This window comes from Marinovum sp. PR37, from assembly GCF_028807375.1.
Lineage (GTDB): Bacteria > Pseudomonadota > Alphaproteobacteria > Rhodobacterales > Rhodobacteraceae > Marinovum > Marinovum algicola.
This window is the reverse complement of sequence record NZ_JARAML010000001.1, coordinates 12,043-30,068: the sequence shown is the minus strand read 5'-3', so window position 1 is coordinate 30,068 and position 18,026 is coordinate 12,043. Positions and strand designations below refer to the sequence as shown.

The window sequence follows — 18,026 nt, the reverse complement described above, 5'->3', positions numbered from 1 at the left end:
CGGCCTTCACGCCCCGGACTTGAGGATCTGATCCATCGACATCGACGGCTGATCACAGCCCGCCTCACCCACGATCCGGGCCGGCACGCCGGCAACGGTCTTGCAGGGCGGCACTTCCGAGAGCACCACCGACCCGGCGGCGATGCGCGAGCAATTGCCGATGCGGATATTCCCCAGCACCTTGGCCCCGGCACCGATCAGCACGCCATCGCCGATCTTGGGATGGCGGTCCTGCTCTTCCTTGCCGGTACCGCCAAGGGTCACCGAATGCAGCATCGAGACATTGTCGCCCACCACCGCCGTCTCGCCGATGACAATCGAATGGGCGTGGTCGATCATGATGCCCTTGCCGATGCGCGCGGCCGGATGGATGTCGATGCCAAAGACCTCCGACACCCGCATCTGGATGAAATAAGACATGTCGCGGCGGCCCTGATGCCAGAGCCAGTGACCGATGCGGTAGGATTGGATCGCCTGAAATCCCTTGAAGAACAGCAGAGGCTGCAAGAACCTGTGGCAGGCGGGATCGCGGTCATAAACGGCGGAGATATCGGCCCGCGCCGACTGCCCGATCGCAGGATCGGCGGCATAGGCCTCGTCGCAGATCTCGCGCAGGATTTGCTCTGACATCTCGCCGGAGGCCAGTTTGAGCGAAATCCGATAGCTCAGAGCCCGTTCGAGCGAAGGATGGTGCAGCACGCTTTGGTGGATCAACCCGCCGAGCAGCGGCTCATCGCCCACCGCGGCCTCTGCCTCGTCGAGGATCCGCGCCCAGATCGGGTCGACCTCTGCAATATGCGTCTGTGTCCGGGCCATGGCATCCTCGTCTCCGGTGTCCGTGCCCTGTGATATAACACGCCTGCGGCCGAGGCCAAACGCAAACCTGTGATAAGGTGTATTCCAGCCGGTGAACGCCGGCAAGAAAGCCAGCGCCGCCAAGGCGATACCCCGATCGCGTAGCGCGACCTGCGTTATGTCCGCGCAGCGGGACGCCGTACCGCCCGCCACTCCAGCAGCATGCGAAACACCGTCTCGAGGCAGCGGCAATAGCGCTCTTCGCCCAGCGCAGGCTCGGCCGCCAACGGCCGCGCTCGGGCGGCGGCCATCAACGTGCCGTTGCCCCAGAGCCGATGCGGCCGCCCGAGGCGCTTGGCATAGCGGTCGGCGAAATCCGCCTCTTCGATCATCCGGCGGCAGAGCCCGTCCCGCGCCTCTGCCGGCACCATCAGCAGCGCCCGCGCCGCCGCCGTCACATCGCCATGCAGAACCGGCCGCATCGCCTCAGCCCGCCCAGCGCGCGAAAAGGCCCGGGCCGAAGATATCCGACACCTGCGCCACCTCGACCGCCAGCCCCGTGCCGGCCCCGTCTTGCGCCTGCATCGCCGCACCATAGGTAAAGCCCGGCGTGTCCACCATCGCCTCGCGCAACACACCGCTCTGGTCCAGCACCCGCACCAGATAGCTCTCGCGCGCTTCGGCCAGGGGCACATCGGCCAGGTCCCAGCTGTCGCCATCCACCCGTGTGCGACGGATCCAGCTCAGTTCAAGATCGCCGCCGGCCCAGCGTCCCCGCAGATGTGCCGGGCTGTAGGGCCGAAGGCCATTGCCGTCAAAAGCGTGTTCCTCATGGGTGTAAGACGGATCGCCCACCGGGCGCCGCGCCGGCCCGACCCGGTAGTGCCGCGTCACCCGGCGTTGCGACGAGGCCAGGCTGATCTGTTGCGGCGCGCCGTCAAGCAGCACTACATATGACCCCGTGGGCCAGGTCTGCGGCATCAGCGCATCGGTGCCGAGCTGCCCGCGCAGCCGGTGGCTCAGCACCCAGGTGTCGGTGTCGATGAGCTGGGCATCGCGAAACTGGAACAGCTCCCAGCCGTCGGGCGTGCCATCGCCAATGGCGCAGAGATTGGCGCCGGAGAGAAGCTGCGCCTCGGTGACGGAAGAGAACATCCCGCTGGTCAGTCGCACCTGAAGCCCCGCCCCGCGGTCGATCAGCCCCGCCGCCGCCGCGGTCATCGCGGTCTCGGTCACGCCAAAGGTGGCCCGGGCGGCAAAGGTGTCGGACAGCACGTAATCGGCATCCTGCGCCGAAGCATAGAGCGCCACGGTGCCCGGCCAGGGCTTGGCCACCAGCGCCAGATGCGGCGCATGCGGCACCTCGTCGCCGGACATCAGCGGCAGGTCCATGAACAGCGGCAGCACCGGCACCGGGGCCACAAAGGGCGTGACCGTTCCCGGATCCTCCGGCACATCCACCGGGTCGTAAACCTCGGGCTCGATCCGCACCGCCTCGATGATCTGTTCGCGACCGGTCTCCATCCGGTCGACGCGATAGAGCGCACGGCCCGCCTCCTCGGGCAACGAGACAATATCGCCCGGCCCGATATCGAGCCGCGAGGGCGGTAGCGCAAAACGCGCCTGTTCGCGCGCCACCCGCGCCTCGGCCAGCCAACGCTCGACCGTCTGCCGCCCCTCGGCGCGGGTCATTACCAGCGGCATCTCGCTGCGCGAGACCGCATGGGTCGCGTCGTCCGGCAGCACCGCCTCTTCTGCAATGGTCTCGTAATCGCCGTCCGAGCGGATGAACTCGAGCCGCACCCGCCCCGCCATCTCGGCCTCCGAGGCGCGGCTCTGCATCAGTATGCCGTCGAGATCGGGGCTTTCGGCGAGCCGCTCGGCATCGATCACCTTGGCGGTCTGGCCGTCACGCATCCGGAAATGCAGCACCCCGTCGCGTTCCACTGCATCAAAGCCAAAGCGCAGCATCAGCGGCTGCAACAGCCGCCGCATGTCGCCACTGTCGGCCGCGGTATAGCCCCGCACGAAGCCATGAAGGTGCGAGACGTCATACGCCAGCACCCCGGCCTCTTCGCAGATCTCCGCCACCAGCCGGGCCAGCGACAGCCCCGAGACCCGCCCGTTGAGCCAATGCCCCCGCATGTAATTGCCGCTGTCGCTCCAGAGCGTCTCATTGCCGGGAAAGGCCGGAAAGGGCCGCGCGTCCCAGGCCCAGGCAAAGGCGCGGGCCATGTCGATCATGGTGCCGCCATATTCTTCGGAAATCGGGTTGTTGGCCGGATCGCCCCAGAATTCGGTGACCGCCCTCAGGTATTGCCGCTGGATCAGTTCGTCCCGCCGGCCATTGGAAAACCGCGGCAGGCTGCTTTCGCTGGACTTCGGGTCGAGGAACTTGTTGGGCTGGTTGCTGCCCTTGTCGACGGCGGCGCAGCCGAATTCGGTGAACCACACCGGCTTGCTCTGTGGCACCCAGGCGGTTGAACCCGCCTGGCGCACGCCGCCGATGCGGTCATGGTGCTTGTGCTCCCACCAATTGCGGATGTCCTTGTAGCGAAACACCCAAGGCTCGTCATGGGCGCCATCGCTGATCGGTTCGCGGCGCTGCGCCGCACGCGCCTCGGGCGTGTCGTAATACCAGTCATAGCCTTCGCCGCCCGCGACATTGCCGCGCAGATAGTCGAGGTTGTAGATCGCACCGAAAGCGGAATCGGCGTGGTCATCGCCGGCGCGCCAGTCCGACAGCGGCATGTAATTGTCGATCCCCACGAAATCGATATTGGCATCGCTCCACAGCGGATCGAGATGGAAATAGGCGTCGCCCGATCCGTCCTGCGGGTGATAGCCGAAATACTCCGACCAATCGGCGGCATAGCCGATCTTCACCCCCGGCCCGAGGATCTCGCGCACATCCGCCGCAAGCTGCACCATCGCCGCCACCGCCGGAAAACTGCCACCCGCGCCCCGGATCTGCGTCAGCCCGCGCATCTCGGATCCGATGCAGAAGGCATCCACCCCGCCAGCCGCCGCACAAAGCGCGGCATAGTGCAGGATGAAACGGCGATAACTCCATTCCTCGGGCCCGTTATAGGTGACCGTCTTGCCGATCACCTCATCCGTGCCGCCCAGCGCAGCGATCACCCCGCCCGAGGTCGCACTTTGTCCGTCGATGGCAAAATCCCCGACCTGCGCCGTACCAAAGAAGGTCGCAACCTCGGCCTCAGCCGCCGCTGTGCCATCCGGGCTGCCGGGCAGCCCCGGCGCGGCCGAAGTGGTGATCCGCCCGCGCCACGGCAACACCGGCTGATCCATCGCTGCGCCGTAGGGGTCGGGCAGGCCGTTGGCCGACATCTGCTCCATTAGGATGAACGGATAGAACATCACCGCCTGCCCGCGCGCCTGAAGCGCCCTGATCCCCTCGAGCACCGCGCCGTCGGACGGGGTGCCACCATAGACCGGCGTGGCATCGCTCTCCTGCACCACGGTTTCGGCCGCGCTCCGCGCCAGTCCGCTGACCCGCCATTTGGCGCCGCGCCCGTCAAACTCGGTCTGCTCGACCTTGGGCCGCAGGCTGCACGCTCCGCAGCGCAGGTCATCGCCGAACCAGCTCACCACCAGCGAGGTTGCGCCCATGTCGGGGCATTCCGCGACCAGCTGGTCGAGCGAGGTGTCGAGATCGCTGCGCCCCGAGGGCGTGTTGACATTGGCCATCCGAGACTGGCCCGCGCCATAGCGATAGGCCACCGGCGTGGTGGCCAGGGCATATTCGCCGGTGCCGGGAATCAGCGCCACGCCGCGCAGGTTGTGCGGCACCTCTGCCGGCCCCTCGGGCGTGTCGGTCTGCACCGGCTTGGTCACCTCGAAGCTGAACTGCGGCACCCGGTTGCCAAAGGGCGAGAGGTCAAGCTCTTCCAGCACCACATAGGCGGTGCCGCGATAGGCCGGCACCGCGCCGCTGCCTTCGATCGCCTCGATCTTGGGATCAGGCAATTGATCGGCGCCTCCGGGATAGACCCTGAGGTTCAGATCCTCGGGCGAGATTTCCTCGCCATCGGCCCAGATCCGGCCAATCCCGCTGATCTCGCCCTCGCAGATCGCAATCGCCAGGCTGACCGAATAGGAATAGGTGTTTGTTGTCACCTCGGGCTGCGCGGGCGCGCCCTTGCCACCGCCGCCGCCACTGGTCTCGGTATCCACATGTTCGGTAAAGGCGCTGGCCCAGATCACATGCCCCGACATCCGCGTGCGGCCATAGCTGCGCGCCACCGGCGCGCCCTCACCGGCGCGATTGACCCGAAACCGGTCGATGCGGTTGCCCTCGACCACCACCTCCGATCCCTGCCCCATCAGCCGCTGGTCGATGGCGCGCCCGATCGAGGCGCCGACGAACCGGCCGACAGCGGTCATCGACAAGCCCAGGAACGTGCCGCCGACGGCGCTGCCAAGCGCGGCACCGGCGGCGGAAAGAACGATTGTCGCCATCAGGTCGTCTCCTCTGGAAAGGCAAATCGGGCCGCGATGCGCCGCGCCCAGGGGCCGCTCAACGGGCTCTCGATCACCCCGTGACCGCTGTAGGAATGGATGAAACTGGCCGCCGCACCGGTGCGCGCCTGAAGGCCTAGATGTTTGGCCACCGCTCCCTCGCGCATACGAAACAACAGAACGTCGCCCGGCGCCTCGGCGGTGCGCGACTTGGCGCGCAGATGCCGGCGGGCGGCCTGCCACAGCCGCTCTTCGCCCTGCGGCTCGGACCAGTCGCGCGAATAGGCCGGGGCCGCTTCGGGCTCGGCTCCGATTACCTCGCGCCACACCCCGCGCAACAGCCCGAGACAGTCGCAGCCTGCCCCCCGGACCGACGCCTGGTGCAGATAGGGCGTGCCGATCCAACGCCGCGCCGCGGCCACCGCCCTCTCGCCGCCGCTCATCTCCGGCTCCCGCCGGATTTCGCCCCGGCCCGCGCCGGGTTGACGATCAGCCAGTCGTCCTCGGGCACATCCGGGAACCCCCGGAAATTCAGCAGATTGTTGAACTTGAATCGACAGGTTTCGAGCCGCTTGTCGCAGCCCGCCGTCAGCCGCACCAGATCGCCCGCAGCCATCTGCGCCCGAAGCGGTGCCCAAAGCTCGATCCTGCGCCCGGCCCCCTCCGTGCTGTCGCGCTTGATCGGCCCCGAGAGCCCCTTGGCCGAGCCGGAAAGCACCTCCATCCGCCCGCGCTGAAACCACTCCGGTTCAAAACCATTGTCGGTAAACACCGCCACGCTCGAGGTCTCGTCGACCTCCTGAACCGCGCCTTGCCAGTGATAGCCGGGCGTCGTCAGGTCAAAGCCGCAGGCCCGATCCCCCAGCACGGCGGTGCAGGGCGACTGGTAGACCCGCCCGAACGGCCGGTTCAGCGCCTCCGCCAGCCCACGCAGCTCGGCCTCGAAGGCACCGTCCACCCGCCGCATCTCGCCGATGGTACCGCGAAACAGCATGTGCCGCTGGGCCACGTTCTTCCAGTTCACCAGCCAGGCTCGCACCGTTGCCCCATCATAGCGCCCGGCGAGGATATCCGCCTCGGTGATCGCCGCATCTGACAGCGCCCCCACCGCCTCGGAATTGTCGACCGAAAGCCCGGTGCCCTGCTGAAACGCCATGGCCGACAGCCCGGTATCGGCGCGAAAGCTCAGCCCCTCGAAATCCAGCGTGCGGTCATGATCGGTAAAGCCGAACGCCACGCCATCGGTGCGGTCGATCGCCCAGGCCCGGCACAGCGTCGTCAGACCGCTTTCCAGATGCGCAGCCAGGGCCTCGGAAAGCGCCTTCACAGCCGCACCTCCACCACCGGCACCGAGGGCACCTCGCCCGCCTGGAACGAGGCCACAGAGGTGGCAATCCGGTCGGTGTCAAAGCGCACCGGCACGTCAAATTCGAAGCCCGCGGTGATCTCCACGTCCTGCAAGGGCGGCGTGGCAAAGGTGACCAAGCCGCTGGACACGTCCACCTCGTAATGCACGCCTTCCTGCAATTCGTCGCCCTGCACCCCCATCCGCACCGTGCCCTGCACCGGCTTGGTGATCCGCCGGGCGTATGCGGCAGCGCCGGATCGATAGGTCTTGAACAGCGGATAGGTGACCGAGGCGCCATCGCCCAGGGCGATCACCTGGTCGCGATAGGCGACCTCCTTGCTCGGCGGCGCCGATTTGTAATCCGACCAGTCCTTCCAGCGAAAGCCGTACATCTGGCCCTGACGCGCCTCGAAAAACCCGATCAGCCGTTCGATATCGTCAAGCGAGCGCAGCCCGACCCCCGCGTCATACCGCCGGCGCGATTGCGCCCAGGGCGTGTTGCGCTCTTCGAAGCCATTCGCCAGCGTGACGATATCGGTCCGCCGCTCCGGCCCGCCGACCGAGCCAAAGCTCAGGTTGGCGGGAAACCGTACCTCGTGAAATGCCATCGTCTCCCCTCCCCGGTTACCTGTTGCGCGTGCCGCGTGCGAGCACCCGGCTCATCTGCGCCGCGATCTGGCTCTGGCTGCGCTGGAAGCCCTGCGCATCCGGCGTCTGGATGTTCATCACCACGTTGATCGGGCCGGCGCCGCCCTGGGCCTGCACCCCGAGCTTGCCGTTCGCCCCCCGGGCCAGCGGCATGATCGCTTCCGGCCCCGCCTCGCCCATCAGCCCCATGCCGCCGCGCATCGGAAAGGCCACCGGGCCGCTGACGATCCCGCCATTGGCAAAGGGCGTCACCCGCCCCTGACTAAAGGCACCGCCTTTCTCGAAAGGCACAAGAGGCGTCAGCGCACCGCCCAGAAGCGCGCCGAAGTGATCGGTCACCGGTTTCACCGCCGCGTTGAAGGCGGCGTTGATCATCGACTTTCCGACGATCCCCAGCGCATCCGACAGGTTCATCCCATCGAGGATCACGCCGTCGATCGCCTTGCGCAGACCGCCCGAAAGTGTCGTGCCCAGCGAACGTGCCTGATTGCCAGTCGCGGCAAACGTCTGGTGTATCCGCTTGAGTTCGCTGTCGAACCCGGCCGCCAACGCGCCCGCCGAGCCCAGCGATTGCGCCAGTGCGTCGACTTGCAAATCGAGATCGTCCAATCCGTCCAGTTCCGCCATCACTCCGTTCCTTTCTCATCGTCCGGGAAGGCCGCGATCAGCTGATCCAGCCGGTCCCGGGTCAGCGCGCCACCGCCGCCGCCCACACCCAGCATCAGCATCAACTCGGCCGGGGTTAGCGCCCAGAATGCCGCCGGTGTCAGCCCCAGCCCGCGCAGGCCCGCGGCCATCAGTTTGGGCCAGTTGATCCGGCTCACCTCTCCTGTGCCTCCGGCAGCATGAAGGCCCGCGCCAGAAGCTCGGCCGCCGCGCGCGCCGCGCCCATCGGCCCGCCGGCAATCTCGGCCCGTACCAGATCGCGCGGCCCGCCCTGCCAGCCGCCGCCCCGCAGCCCGGCCACGATCAGCGCCAGCACGTCGCGGCTTGAAAACCGCCCCGCCTCGAACCGCGCCACCAGATCGACCAGCGCTCCTTCCTCCAGCGCCTCTTCCAGCTCGGCCAAGGCGCCCAGTGTCAGCTTGAGCACCTGCGCCTCGCCATCGATCACCAGCGTGACCTCGCCCCGCCACGGATTGCCCATGGCTCAGAGCGCCACGAAGGTCAGCGCGCCAGCCGAGGCAAGCGAAAGTTCATATGTGGCCTCGCCGTCATGGCTGCCGGCATATTCCAGGCTGGTCACCTGAAAGGGCCCTTCGACGGTGCCGAAATCCGGGATGATGACCTGAAAATTCGGCACCTCGCCGTCAAAGAAGATCTGCCGCGCGCGTTCGTCGGTGCTGTCGTCCTTGAAGATGCCGGCGCCCGAGATCGCCGCGCTTTTCACCCCCGCACCGCCCAGCAGCTCGCGCCAGCCCCCGGCGCTTTCCAGCGAGGTCACATCGACCGGTTCCGCATTGAAGCTGATCCGCGAGGCACGCAGGCCCACCATGGTTTCGAATTGCCCAGCGCCGCTGAGATCGACCTTGATCAAAAGGTCCTTGCCGTTTTGAGCCGCCATATCGCGTCCTCCGATAAAGAATGTCAGTTGTCTTCCACCCGGGCGCGAAAGATCATGTCGATCCGCCGCGTGCCGTCGCTTCGGTCCAGCGTCGCCTTGGCCTGTCGGAACCAGAGGCCGACAAGACGCCCGCGGCTCAACGCCGGCGGCACAGCGTCCAGCGCATCGCTCACCGCCGCCGCCGCCTCCTTGGCCTGCTGAAAGCCCTGGGCGTCAGAGATCACCGAAATCCGCAGATCATGCGCCGCCCCCCGGCCGGTCATGTCCGACCGGTCGCGCGCCGTTTCGGCGCCCAGCGTCACATAGATCGCGGGCAGCGTCCCCGCCGGCACCGCATCATAGACCGCCGTCCCGACGATCGCGCCCAGCGCCGTATCGCCAGAGAGCTGGCTGTACACCGCCGCCTGCAAGGCGGCCGCCACCGCATAGCTCATGCCGCCACCTCCTCTTCGGCAAAACACGTGAGATACCGGGCATCGGCGCCCTTCTCTGCCACCGCCTCGATCCGCCAGCTCCGCGTTCCCTCGCGAAACCGCTGGCCTGCCACCGGCCGTTGCGGATCGCCCACCGGCGCGGCCCGCACCACGATGCGATAGCCGGTCAGAGAGCTGGGCCCCGCCTCACCCCGGGCAAACCGTCCGCTGCGGGCGGTGATTTCCGCCCAGAGCGTGCCCTGCGGCAGCCAAAGCCGGTCAAACCCGCCGGCGCCGTCCGGCACATCCTGCGGCGCCTCGAGCACCAGCGCCCGGTTGATCCGCGGCGCGCTCATCCCAGGCCCCCTGCGACGAAACCGGCCCGCATCATCCGGTAGCGTTCGATCAGCGTGGTCACTCCAAACGGCATGCAGCCCTGCCCCAGCGCCGTCTCGTCGCGGTATTCGTAGTAATGCGCCGCCAGCAGCATCACCGCCTGCCCCAGATCGGCCGGAAGCCCGGCCCAGTCCGGCGCATATCCCGCGCTGAAGGCAACGGCCGCGCTGCCCCCTGCCGGGATCACCGGCAGACAGCTCCCGGTGGCGCGCAGCTGCGGCGCCTGGGCATCGGGGCGCAGCCGGTAATCGCCGGGGTCTACCACCTCCGCCGTGCCCGCCGCATCGGTGATCGTGACCGAACTCACCGCCGTCACCGGCGCCACCGGAAGGCGCTGGGCCGCCGTTTCTCGCCATCGCTCCACCGTATAGGTGAACGGCCGCAGGATCAGCGCCTTGCCGGTGCGCGCCTCGATCGCCGCGATAGCCGCGCGCAGAAAGCTTGCCAGCACCGCATCCTGCACGCCTGCCCCGGCAAAGCCGCTGCCCAGCCGCAGATGCGCCTTGAATTCCTCGACCGGAAGCGCCGCCAGGGGCACATTGGTCTCTTCTACCAACATCATTTCGGTAACTCCGTCTTCGGCCCCCACGGCCCCATGCTTTCCCGCCGTCCGGTTTCAGGCGCGCGCCACCCACGTTGCTCGAACGGAGGGGAGCAGCCAGACAACGCCGGTCAACCGACGCGCGCCCGCCGAAGGGCCTCGCCCCCCGGCCTCACCGCCCCGGATTACGAGACGGCGAAGCGCAGCACCTTGATCGCGGCAAAGTCGCTCACGTCCCCACCCACGCGTTTGGTGGCGTAGAACAGCACGTTCGGCTTGGCGCTGAAGGGGTCGCGCAGCACCCGCAGATCGGGACGCTCGGCCACGGTATAGCCCGCCGCAAAATCACCAAAGGCGATGGAATCGGAGCCGCTGGCAATGTCCGGCATGTCCTCGGCGATCAGCACCGGATAGCCCAGCAGCCGCGCCGGCTCGCCCGCCGCAAGACCGTCCGACCACAGGAAGCGCCCGTCACCATCCTTGAGCTTGCGCACCTCGCCGGCGGTTTTCGAGTTCATCACGAAGGTGCCATTGGCGCGGTACTCCGCCCCCAGCGCATAAACCAGGTCGATGATCGCATCGCCATTGCCCAGCGCGCTGTCGAGACCGGTCGGCACATAGCCGATATTGCCCCAGGCCCAGATGTCATTGTCCACCACCGGATGGGTCAGAAAGCCGGTCGGCTTGTCGATGCCGTCACCGCTGACAAAGGCCGCCGCCTCGGCGCGGGCAAATTTCTCGGCGATGCGCCCGGCCAGCCAGCTCTCGATGTCAAAGGCCGCATCGTCCAACAGCCGCTGAGACGCCTTGGGCAGTGCCGAGAGCTCATGCAGCGGAATGGTGATCCGGTCGATGGTCGGCGTACCGGTCTCGGCGCTCGCCGCGGTCTCGCTGGCCCAGCCGGCGCCCAGATCGGTGGTATCGACCAGCACGTCATAAGAGGTCGCTTCGACATTCACCACGCTGGCCACCGCCCGGATCGACGCGCCGGAATGCAGCACCGACTTGATGGTCTCCGACATTTGCGGACCGACCAGATAGCCGCCATCAGAATTCACCGCGGTCGACATGCTCTTCTGGTCCAGCTCCAGCCCGCGCAGCCCGTCGTCATCACCCGAGCGCAGATAGGCGTCAAAAGCCTTCTGATGCGGTGCGTCGTAATCGGTCGCGGCAAGCGCCGGGCGGGCCGCAGCAAGGGTCTTGCGTTCAAACATGGTCATTTTCTCTTCCTGCTTCTGAACTCTGGTTTCGATCTCGGCCCGAAAGGCCTTCAACTCGGTGACAAAGCCGCCAACCGCGGTCTTCATCTCCTGCGCCGGGGACAAAGGATCCCCGCCCGCTGCCTCTGCATCGGTCATTTCCATCCGCTTCTCCTGTTGTCCCGCGCTAGCCGTTGCGCGCGATCTCCTGGCGCGCCGCCTCGAAAACCGCGGCCAATTCCCGCAAGGTGTCGTCCGGGCGCTCGCCCTTGGCCGCCACCCGCGCACTGGGCAGCATCGGAAAGGTCACCAGCGACACCTCCCAAAGCTCCAGTTCCTGCAAGAGCCTCTTGCCCTTGTTGGGGCCCCTGTCCGATGTCACCGCTTTCCGGGTGCGATAGCCGATCGACAGCCCGTCGATCGCCCCCGCCGCCAAAAGCGCTGCCGCCTCGCGTCCCTTCGCAACCGCCTCTAGAATGCGCCCCTTGACGAAAAGCCCGCGCCCATCCTCGCGCACCTCGTCCCAGACGCCGATCGGCTGCGCCGGGTCATGCTGCCAGAGCATCCGCACCTGCCGCCGCTCCGCCGTCAGCCGCTTCAAAGAGGCCGCATAAGCCCCTTCGGCCACCACATCTCCGCCCTGATCGCAGGCCCCGAACAGGCTCGCATAGCCCTCGATCACCTGCCCGTCGGTCACGCTCAACCCGGTGTCGAACCGCGCAAATTTCGTCTCTAGATCCATATTCGTCTCCACATGTGCCGCCGTCGCAAGCCGCGCTCTGGTGGCCGGGCTTTCGTCCGGCGCCCCGCCTACCTCACTGCACCACCAACAGGCTCTGAAACGCCTGCCCGACAATCGCCGCCGCCACCCCGTAGACCGCCAGCCACAGCCGCCGTTCCAACCGCTCCAGCAGCGCCTCCATCCGGTCGAGCCGTTTGGTCATCGCCGCAAACTGCAACTCCGCCACCCGCTCATGTGCCTCCAGACGCAGCGCCGGCGCGCAATCGAAAGCCTCGAACCCCGGACGCTCACCCATCCTCGGGCTCCGCCGGCAGCCCAAGCAGCCGCCGCTTTTCCGCATTGCTCAGGAACTCCGCGGTGCTCACCCGCGCCCATTGCGCCTCGCGCTCCGCCGCCAGGGCCGGCACCTGGTCGAGATCGGGCTTCAGCGCCACCGCCTCGCCGCCAAATTGCACCAGCCAGGCCGAAATCGCCGCCGTCACCCGCGCCGCCAGCGGCAGCACCGTCAGGCGATAAAACGCCCGGTGCGCCTCCTGGTAATTGGCATAGGTCGCCTCCCCCGGAATGCCGAGCAGCATCGGCGGGACACCATAAGCCAGCGCAATATCGCGCGCCGCCGCATCCTTGGTCTTGTGAAACTCCATGTCTGCGGGCGAAAACCCCATCGGCTTCCAGTCCAGCCCGCCTTCCAGCAGCATCGGCCGCCCGGCATTGCGCGCGCCCTGATGGTTTGTCTCGATCTCATGGCTGAGCCGGTCGAACTGCTCGGCGCTCATCGTGCCGGAGCCATCGGCACCGCGATAGACAATCGCCCCCGAGGGCCGCGCGGCGTTGTCCAGCAGCGCCTTCGACCACCGCGAAGCCGAATTATGCACATCCAGCGCCTGCGCTGCGGCCTGCATCGGCGCCATGCCGTAATGGTCGTCCTGCGGATGAAAGCTCTTGATATGACAGATCGGCGAAACCGGCCCGCTCACGTCGAACCGATGCTTGCGCCCGCCCACGGCATAATCATAGGCCACCGGCCAGCCATCCCGCCCCGGCACCAGCGACATCCGGTCAGAGCGCAGCACATGCAGCTCCAGCGGCAGCCCGTCATCACCGGCCACGGCCTCGACATAGCCATTTCCCGACAGCAAGAGATGGCCGTAAAGCGTCTCGAGCAACTCCGCCCGCCCCTGCGCCGGGTTGGGCCGGGTGATCAGGTCCAGCAGCGGATGCACCTCATAACGCCGGTCGGCGTCCTGCAATACCAGCGGCAGGGCCGCCGCCGCCTCGGAAATCAGCTTTACCGCGCGAAAGCCCACCGGATTGCCGGCAAAACCCGCCTTGGTCAGCGACACCGTATCGCGCGGGCTCCAGGCCACCCGGCCCGCGCCCTGCCAGGCCACAACCCGCCCCGTGGCGCTGGCCTTGGTCTCGCCCGCGCTCTCCGCCTTGTTGTCCCGCCGCAGAAAATCAAACATCGCGTCCCGTGCTCCTTCATCGCCCTTCGGGCATGGCGCGGCCTGCGCCGGGGCCACATCCGGCCCGGCTGGCATCGCCGTGTCGTCTTCGGAATTCAGCGCAGCCGCGCCATTTCATCTTGCCCCGCAAACGCCCGCCGGAGGCTCCCCGGCCTGACGAGACCACTCTGCTACGAAAAGGTTAAACCCGCTTGATCACAGCGTACGCACCTGCGGCCGCTGTCTTTCCTGCGCCGCGACAACCAGCTCCGTCAGCGCCCAGACAAGCGCGTCCACCCGGTCCGGGCTGCCCTTGCCCTCGAAGCCGCGCAGCGCCATCAGGCACATCTGCTCTTCCAGCGCCGCCAGCCCCGCGCCGTGAAACACCCGGCCCTGCTCATAAAGCGCCGCCACCGGTTCCGCCCGCGCCACCTTGCCGCGACTGGCATGCACTGCGGTATAGGCCACCGCGCCATCCTCCTGCCGGATCACGCTCTCGACCAGCGCGCCGCCCTGGTTGACCTCGGCGACGATGCGATCGGCCCGATGCTCGCGATAGGCCCGCACCGCGCGCTCGGCCCAGGTCTTCGGGCTCGCCGCCGCGACGCTGGCATCCTCCAGCACATGCACCTCCCACTCCTGCACCGGGCCGCACATCCTCACCCCCGCCACGACGATGCCGCAGGCGTCAGAGCCGGAATGCCCGCTCACCGGCGGATCGACGGCCACCACGATGCGATCAAGCTCCGGCACCTTGCGCCCGCGACAGCCATCCAGCATCTCATGCGTCCAGAGCGCGCCCTCGAGATCTGTCAGCATCTCGCCATCGAGCTCCTGCCGCGCCAGCCGTGTGTCGCGATAGCGGTCGCGGACTTCGCGCAGGAAGGATTCCGCCAGATGCGCCCGGTTCGCCTCGGTCGGCGCCCGCGTCACCACCGTCGACGGCGAATCCAGCAGCGTCTTCAACACCTCCGCATTGCGCGGCGTCGTGGTCACGCAGACCCGCGGATCGTCGCCCAGCCGCAGGGCAAACTGCAACATGTCCCAGGTGCTCTCGCCATTGGGCCATTTCGCCAGTTCGTCCACCCAGGCCGCATCAAACTGCGGGCCCCGCAGCGCCTCGGGGTCATTGGCCGAAAACGCCTTGGCCTCCGCTCCATTGGGCCAGACCAGGCGGCGCTTGCTGGCCTCCCATTTCGGCACCCGGTCGGGCGGCGAACAGGCAAGAATGCCGCTGTCGCCAAAGATCATCACGTCGCGCACCTGGTCATAGGTCTCGCCCACCAGAGCCACCCGCGCGGCGCGCCCCGCATCCCTCGGTCGCGCCCCTTCCACCATGTCGCGCACCCATTCCGCACCGGCCCGGGTCTTGCCCGCACCGCGCCCGCCAAGGACCACCCAGGACCGCCAATCGCCCTCGGGGGGCAATTGGTGCGGATGGGCCCAGAACTCGAACAGGAAAGGGAGAGCCAGAAGCTCTCCCTCGCTGAGGCTATCGAGGAACTCGTCCTGCACCGCAGCACTTGCGCAGCTTAGCAAGACGGCACCCGATCTCAGATCGTGCCCTTTCAAGGTCGATCCCATATGCGCCTTCGATAGCGGCTTCTCTTCGTGCATATTCAGCAAGTTGCGCCTCCGTTTCCATCGCCAGCTTCATCCAGCCGCGAATTTCCGCGAGCGTCTTGCTGACATCCTTGAGTGCTGTGACCTCCCCGCTCCGCACCTGTTGCTTCAGGTCTCTGAGCGCCGCCTCGAAGTCTTCGAGACTTTCCCGAACGACCAGAAGTTTTCCTTCCAGGCGGTCGACGTCCTGTTTCGCGGTGATGAGTGTCATTGATACGTCACCTTCCATGCTGGGATTGCCCCCGCACGAGCGACACAAAAAAACGGCCGCCCGGGTTTCCCCGGGGGCCGTTTGCCCATGTCTTCCAGCATGTCACAACTTATAGGAGAAACCGTTCGCCAAGTCAAGGCAAAGTGAGTTAACGCTTTGTTACCGAACCGTTTTCCGCATCGACAGACACCAGTCCCAGACCGCTTCCACCTCCGGCCTCAGCGCCACGTCGTTGCGGGCCAGCAGATAGAAATGCCGCGCGCCCAGGTAGTCACCCGGCCAGACCTGAACCAGCCGTCGCTCGGCAATGTGCCGTTCCACCAGCACCTCCGGCGCCAGCACAACGCCCTGGCCCATGGCCGCTGCATCGATGGCAAGCGCGGTCTGACTGAACTTTGCGCCGCGCTGCGCGCGCTCTCCCGGCAGTCCGAGCACCTGGTCGAAAAACTCCGGCCAGCGTCCATGCGGCTCATGCAGCAAAGTGGCACGCTCCGGCGCCGCACGCGCCAGCCCGGCCACCTCCGGCGCCGCCACGGCAATCTGCCGGTTTTCGAACAACAGCTCCGCCCGCAACGCGGCGCCAAAAGGCGCGCGCCCCTGCCGGACCGACAGATCCACAGGATCTGAGTAAAAACTCGCGAGCCGCTCGGTCGCACGGATCTGAAGCTCCACATCCGGATGCGCCTCGGTCAGCGACCGCATGTTGGGGATCAGCCAACAGGCGGCAAAACTCGGAGTGACGCTGATCGTCACCTCGGCGGTCGCCGGCTGCAACCGCGCCGTTGCGGTCTCGATGCTGGAAAACGCGCGTTCCACTGCCTCGTGATAGGCGCGGCCGGCCGCGGTAAAGGCCAGATCGCGGTGGCGGCGCTCGAACAATTGCACCTGCAACCGCGCTTCCAATGCCCGCACATGCTGCGCCACCGCGCCCTGGGTCACGCCCAGTTCCTCCGCCGCGGCGCGAAAGGTCATGGCCCGGCCCGCCGCTTCAAAGGCCCGCAATGCATTCAATGGCGGTAGATTTCTCATGCCAATAGTTTTCCTACAGTCACGCAGGCCATCATCTGGCTTCACGACACGCCTTGCCTGCCGCATATCTACCACATCCAAGCCGCAGGAAACAGGAATTCTACAATGAGCCGATCCCTTACCGCCCAGGACCTCACCCATTCCGCCCGGCGCGGCATTACCCGGGCCGCGCCCGTCACCGTGATCAAATGGCTCGCCTCGATCTTTCAGATCATGGGATATGCCGCCACCGGCTTCGGCCTCGTGCCGTGGAACATCTACCTGTTCCTGCTCGGTCTGATCGGCTGGTTCGTTGTCGGATTGCTATGGAAAGATCGTGCCGTGATCCTGATCCACGTCATCGCCTTCGGCTCAATGGTGGCCGGAATCTTCGCCGCCTGAAACGCAAAAGGCAGGCCACAAGGGCCTGCCTTCCGGTCCAGCGCCACGCCACTCAGTTGCCGCTGCGCTCGGCCTCGATCTGCCGCCACTTGGCGACATTGGCGTTGTGTTCTGCCAGGGTCTCGGCAAAGGCGTGCCCGCCGGTGCCATCGGCCACAAAGAACAGGAAATCGGTGTCTTCCGGCGCCACCGCCGCCTGAATCGCAGCCGCCCCGGGGTTGGCGATCGGCGTCGGCGGCAAGCCATTGATGACATAGGTGTTATAAGGCGTCGCGCCACGCAGCTCGCTCTGCCGCAGCCCGCGGCCCAGCACACCCTTGCCCTCGGTGATGCCATAGATCACCGTCGGGTCGGTCTGAAGCCGCATGCCCTGGTTCAGACGGTTGACAAAGACGCTCGCCACCATCCCGCGCTCGCCGGCCACCCCGGTTTCCTTTTCGATGATCGAGGCCAGGGTCAGCATCTCTTCCGGCGTGTCGAAGGGAAGTCCCTCGCTCCGGTCGGCCCAGGCCTCGGCCACGATGGCCGTCTGCCGCCGCTGCATTTCTTCGACAATCGAGGCCCGCGTCTGGCCGACCCGAAGCTCGTAGCTGTCCGGCGCCAGGGAACCTTCCGGCGGCAGCTCCGCTACCGCACCTTCCAGCACGTCGAGCGCCGTGAGTTCCTCGACAACCTGCCAGCTGGTCACCCCCTCGGCCAGCGCGATCCGGTAGCGGGTATCGGCAGCTCCGCGGACGCGGCTGTAGTCTTCCGGCACCTCGTCTTCGCCCGGCACGAACTTCGCCAGCTCGACAAAGCGCTGGGTCTCGGGGTCAAGCTCGCGCACTTCGGCGGTAACCCGGTTGACGCCGATCCGATAAACAACCTCGGTGCCGCAGGTGCTGGCCCCGCCCCGGGTCACGGTATCGACGATCTCGGCCATGCTCGCGCCCTCGGGCACAAGGAAAGACCCGGCCTTCAGCGCGTCGGTCTTGTCGGCATAGTCGGCACCGACGCGAAACAGAAAGCCGCTGGAAATCGCACCCTGACCGGCCAGATCGCGAGAGACACGCGAAAAGTTCGACCCCCGCGCCACCTCGAGGCAGATCGGCGCCTCCAGCGGCCCTTCCGCCGAATATTCCCCCTGCGCCCAGAGCAAGGCGCCGCCAGCCAGAAAGATGGCGACGACGAAAAAGCTCAGGGCATTCGAGGCGATACTGCGCCACATGT

The 18,026-nt window shown here is 66.9% G+C and carries 22 protein-coding genes; 1 reads left to right on the top strand and 21 read right to left on the bottom strand.

Translation table 11 applies throughout. The features are described from left to right. Window positions 1-6: 6 nt before the first annotated feature. The 20 genes from cysE to PVW49_RS00095 all read right to left on the bottom strand — a co-directional run bounded on the left by cysE (window position 7) and on the right by PVW49_RS00095 (window position 16,436). Complete coding sequence (cysE, locus tag PVW49_RS00190; RefSeq protein WP_048532091.1) at window positions 7-816, bottom strand: serine O-acetyltransferase; 810 nt, start codon at window positions 814-816, stop codon at window positions 7-9. 155 nt (window positions 817-971) lie between these two features. Continuing rightward, window positions 972-1,277: a DUF7742 family protein gene (locus PVW49_RS00185; protein ID WP_048532092.1), complete on the bottom strand. Its 306-nt coding sequence runs from the start codon at window positions 1,275-1,277 to the stop codon at window positions 972-974. 4 nt (window positions 1,278-1,281) lie between these two features. Further along, window positions 1,282-5,277 carry a baseplate multidomain protein megatron gene (locus tag PVW49_RS00180; RefSeq protein ID WP_274589615.1) on the bottom strand — a complete coding sequence of 1,332 codons (3,996 nt, stop codon included), beginning with the start codon at window positions 5,275-5,277 and terminating at the stop codon, window positions 1,282-1,284. Then, entirely contained in the window at window positions 5,277-5,720 is a 444-nt protein-coding gene (locus PVW49_RS00175; RefSeq protein ID WP_074836646.1) for an NlpC/P60 family protein, read from the bottom strand. The genes PVW49_RS00180 and PVW49_RS00175 overlap by 1 nt, the downstream gene beginning before the upstream one ends. Then, window positions 5,717-6,604, bottom strand: a complete 888-nt coding sequence (locus PVW49_RS00170; RefSeq protein ID WP_274589614.1) for a DUF2163 domain-containing protein — start codon at window positions 6,602-6,604, stop codon at window positions 5,717-5,719. Before PVW49_RS00170 ends, PVW49_RS00175 begins: the two co-directional genes overlap by 4 nt. Then, entirely contained in the window at window positions 6,601-7,233 is a 633-nt protein-coding gene (locus tag PVW49_RS00165; protein ID WP_074836644.1) for a DUF2460 domain-containing protein, read from the bottom strand. Before PVW49_RS00165 ends, PVW49_RS00170 begins: the two co-directional genes overlap by 4 nt. 16 nt (window positions 7,234-7,249) lie before the next feature. Further along, window positions 7,250-7,900, bottom strand: a complete 651-nt coding sequence (locus PVW49_RS00160; RefSeq protein ID WP_274589613.1) for a phage tail tape measure protein — start codon at window positions 7,898-7,900, stop codon at window positions 7,250-7,252. After that, a complete protein-coding gene (locus tag PVW49_RS00155; protein ID WP_048532098.1) occupies window positions 7,900-8,097 on the bottom strand; it encodes a rcc01693 family protein in 198 nt (65 codons plus the stop codon). The genes PVW49_RS00160 and PVW49_RS00155 overlap by 1 nt, the downstream gene beginning before the upstream one ends. Beyond that, window positions 8,094-8,420 (bottom strand): GTA-gp10 family protein, encoded by a 327-nt coding sequence (locus PVW49_RS00150; RefSeq protein ID WP_048532099.1) that lies wholly within the window; start codon window positions 8,418-8,420, stop codon window positions 8,094-8,096. Before PVW49_RS00150 ends, PVW49_RS00155 begins: the two co-directional genes overlap by 4 nt. 3 nt (window positions 8,421-8,423) lie before the next feature. Then, the gene (locus tag PVW49_RS00145) at window positions 8,424-8,837 is read right to left on the bottom strand and encodes a phage major tail protein, TP901-1 family (protein ID WP_048532100.1); all 414 of its coding nucleotides are present in this window, start codon (window positions 8,835-8,837) and stop codon (window positions 8,424-8,426) included. Between the two features lie 23 nt (window positions 8,838-8,860). Continuing rightward, on the bottom strand, window positions 8,861-9,271 hold the full coding sequence (locus tag PVW49_RS00140; RefSeq protein WP_074836641.1) for a DUF3168 domain-containing protein: 411 nt from the start codon (window positions 9,269-9,271) through the stop codon (window positions 8,861-8,863). Beyond that, window positions 9,268-9,606, bottom strand: a complete 339-nt coding sequence (locus PVW49_RS00135; RefSeq protein WP_074836640.1) for a head-tail adaptor protein — start codon at window positions 9,604-9,606, stop codon at window positions 9,268-9,270. The genes PVW49_RS00140 and PVW49_RS00135 overlap by 4 nt, the downstream gene beginning before the upstream one ends. Continuing rightward, a complete protein-coding gene (locus tag PVW49_RS00130) occupies window positions 9,603-10,208 on the bottom strand; it encodes a head-tail connector protein (protein WP_274589612.1) in 606 nt (201 codons plus the stop codon). Before PVW49_RS00130 ends, PVW49_RS00135 begins: the two co-directional genes overlap by 4 nt. A gap of 164 nt (window positions 10,209-10,372) precedes the next feature. After that, window positions 10,373-11,551, bottom strand: a complete 1,179-nt coding sequence (locus PVW49_RS00125) for a phage major capsid protein (RefSeq protein ID WP_274589611.1) — start codon at window positions 11,549-11,551, stop codon at window positions 10,373-10,375. Window positions 11,552-11,573: 22 nt separating this feature from the next. Continuing rightward, entirely contained in the window at window positions 11,574-12,128 is a 555-nt protein-coding gene (locus tag PVW49_RS00120; protein WP_170850542.1) for an HK97 family phage prohead protease, read from the bottom strand. Between the two features lie 73 nt (window positions 12,129-12,201). Then, complete coding sequence (locus PVW49_RS00115; RefSeq protein ID WP_048532105.1) at window positions 12,202-12,423, bottom strand: GTA head formation protein, RCAP_rcc01685 family; 222 nt, start codon at window positions 12,421-12,423, stop codon at window positions 12,202-12,204. Further along, on the bottom strand, window positions 12,416-13,594 hold the full coding sequence (locus tag PVW49_RS00110; RefSeq protein ID WP_074836636.1) for a phage portal protein: 1,179 nt from the start codon (window positions 13,592-13,594) through the stop codon (window positions 12,416-12,418). Before PVW49_RS00110 ends, PVW49_RS00115 begins: the two co-directional genes overlap by 8 nt. 195 nt (window positions 13,595-13,789) lie before the next feature. Then, a complete protein-coding gene (locus PVW49_RS00105; protein ID WP_274565115.1) occupies window positions 13,790-15,157 on the bottom strand; it encodes a DNA-packaging protein in 1,368 nt (455 codons plus the stop codon). After that, a complete protein-coding gene (locus PVW49_RS00100; protein WP_274589610.1) occupies window positions 15,066-15,407 on the bottom strand; it encodes a hypothetical protein in 342 nt (113 codons plus the stop codon). Before PVW49_RS00100 ends, PVW49_RS00105 begins: the two co-directional genes overlap by 92 nt. Before the next feature lie 159 nt (window positions 15,408-15,566). Beyond that, window positions 15,567-16,436: a LysR substrate-binding domain-containing protein gene (locus tag PVW49_RS00095; RefSeq protein ID WP_274589609.1), complete on the bottom strand. Its 870-nt coding sequence runs from the start codon at window positions 16,434-16,436 to the stop codon at window positions 15,567-15,569. A 105-nt stretch (window positions 16,437-16,541) separates the two neighbouring features. Between PVW49_RS00095 and PVW49_RS00090 the strand changes: the two genes are divergently transcribed. Continuing rightward, a complete protein-coding gene (locus tag PVW49_RS00090) occupies window positions 16,542-16,817 on the top strand; it encodes a DUF6552 family protein (RefSeq protein ID WP_274565122.1) in 276 nt (91 codons plus the stop codon). A 52-nt stretch (window positions 16,818-16,869) separates the two neighbouring features. Here PVW49_RS00090 and mltG read toward each other — a convergent pair whose 3' ends face one another. Continuing rightward, window positions 16,870-18,024, bottom strand: a complete 1,155-nt coding sequence (mltG, locus tag PVW49_RS00085; RefSeq protein ID WP_274565124.1) for an endolytic transglycosylase MltG — start codon at window positions 18,022-18,024, stop codon at window positions 16,870-16,872. Between the last annotated feature and the right edge of the window lie 2 nt (window positions 18,025-18,026).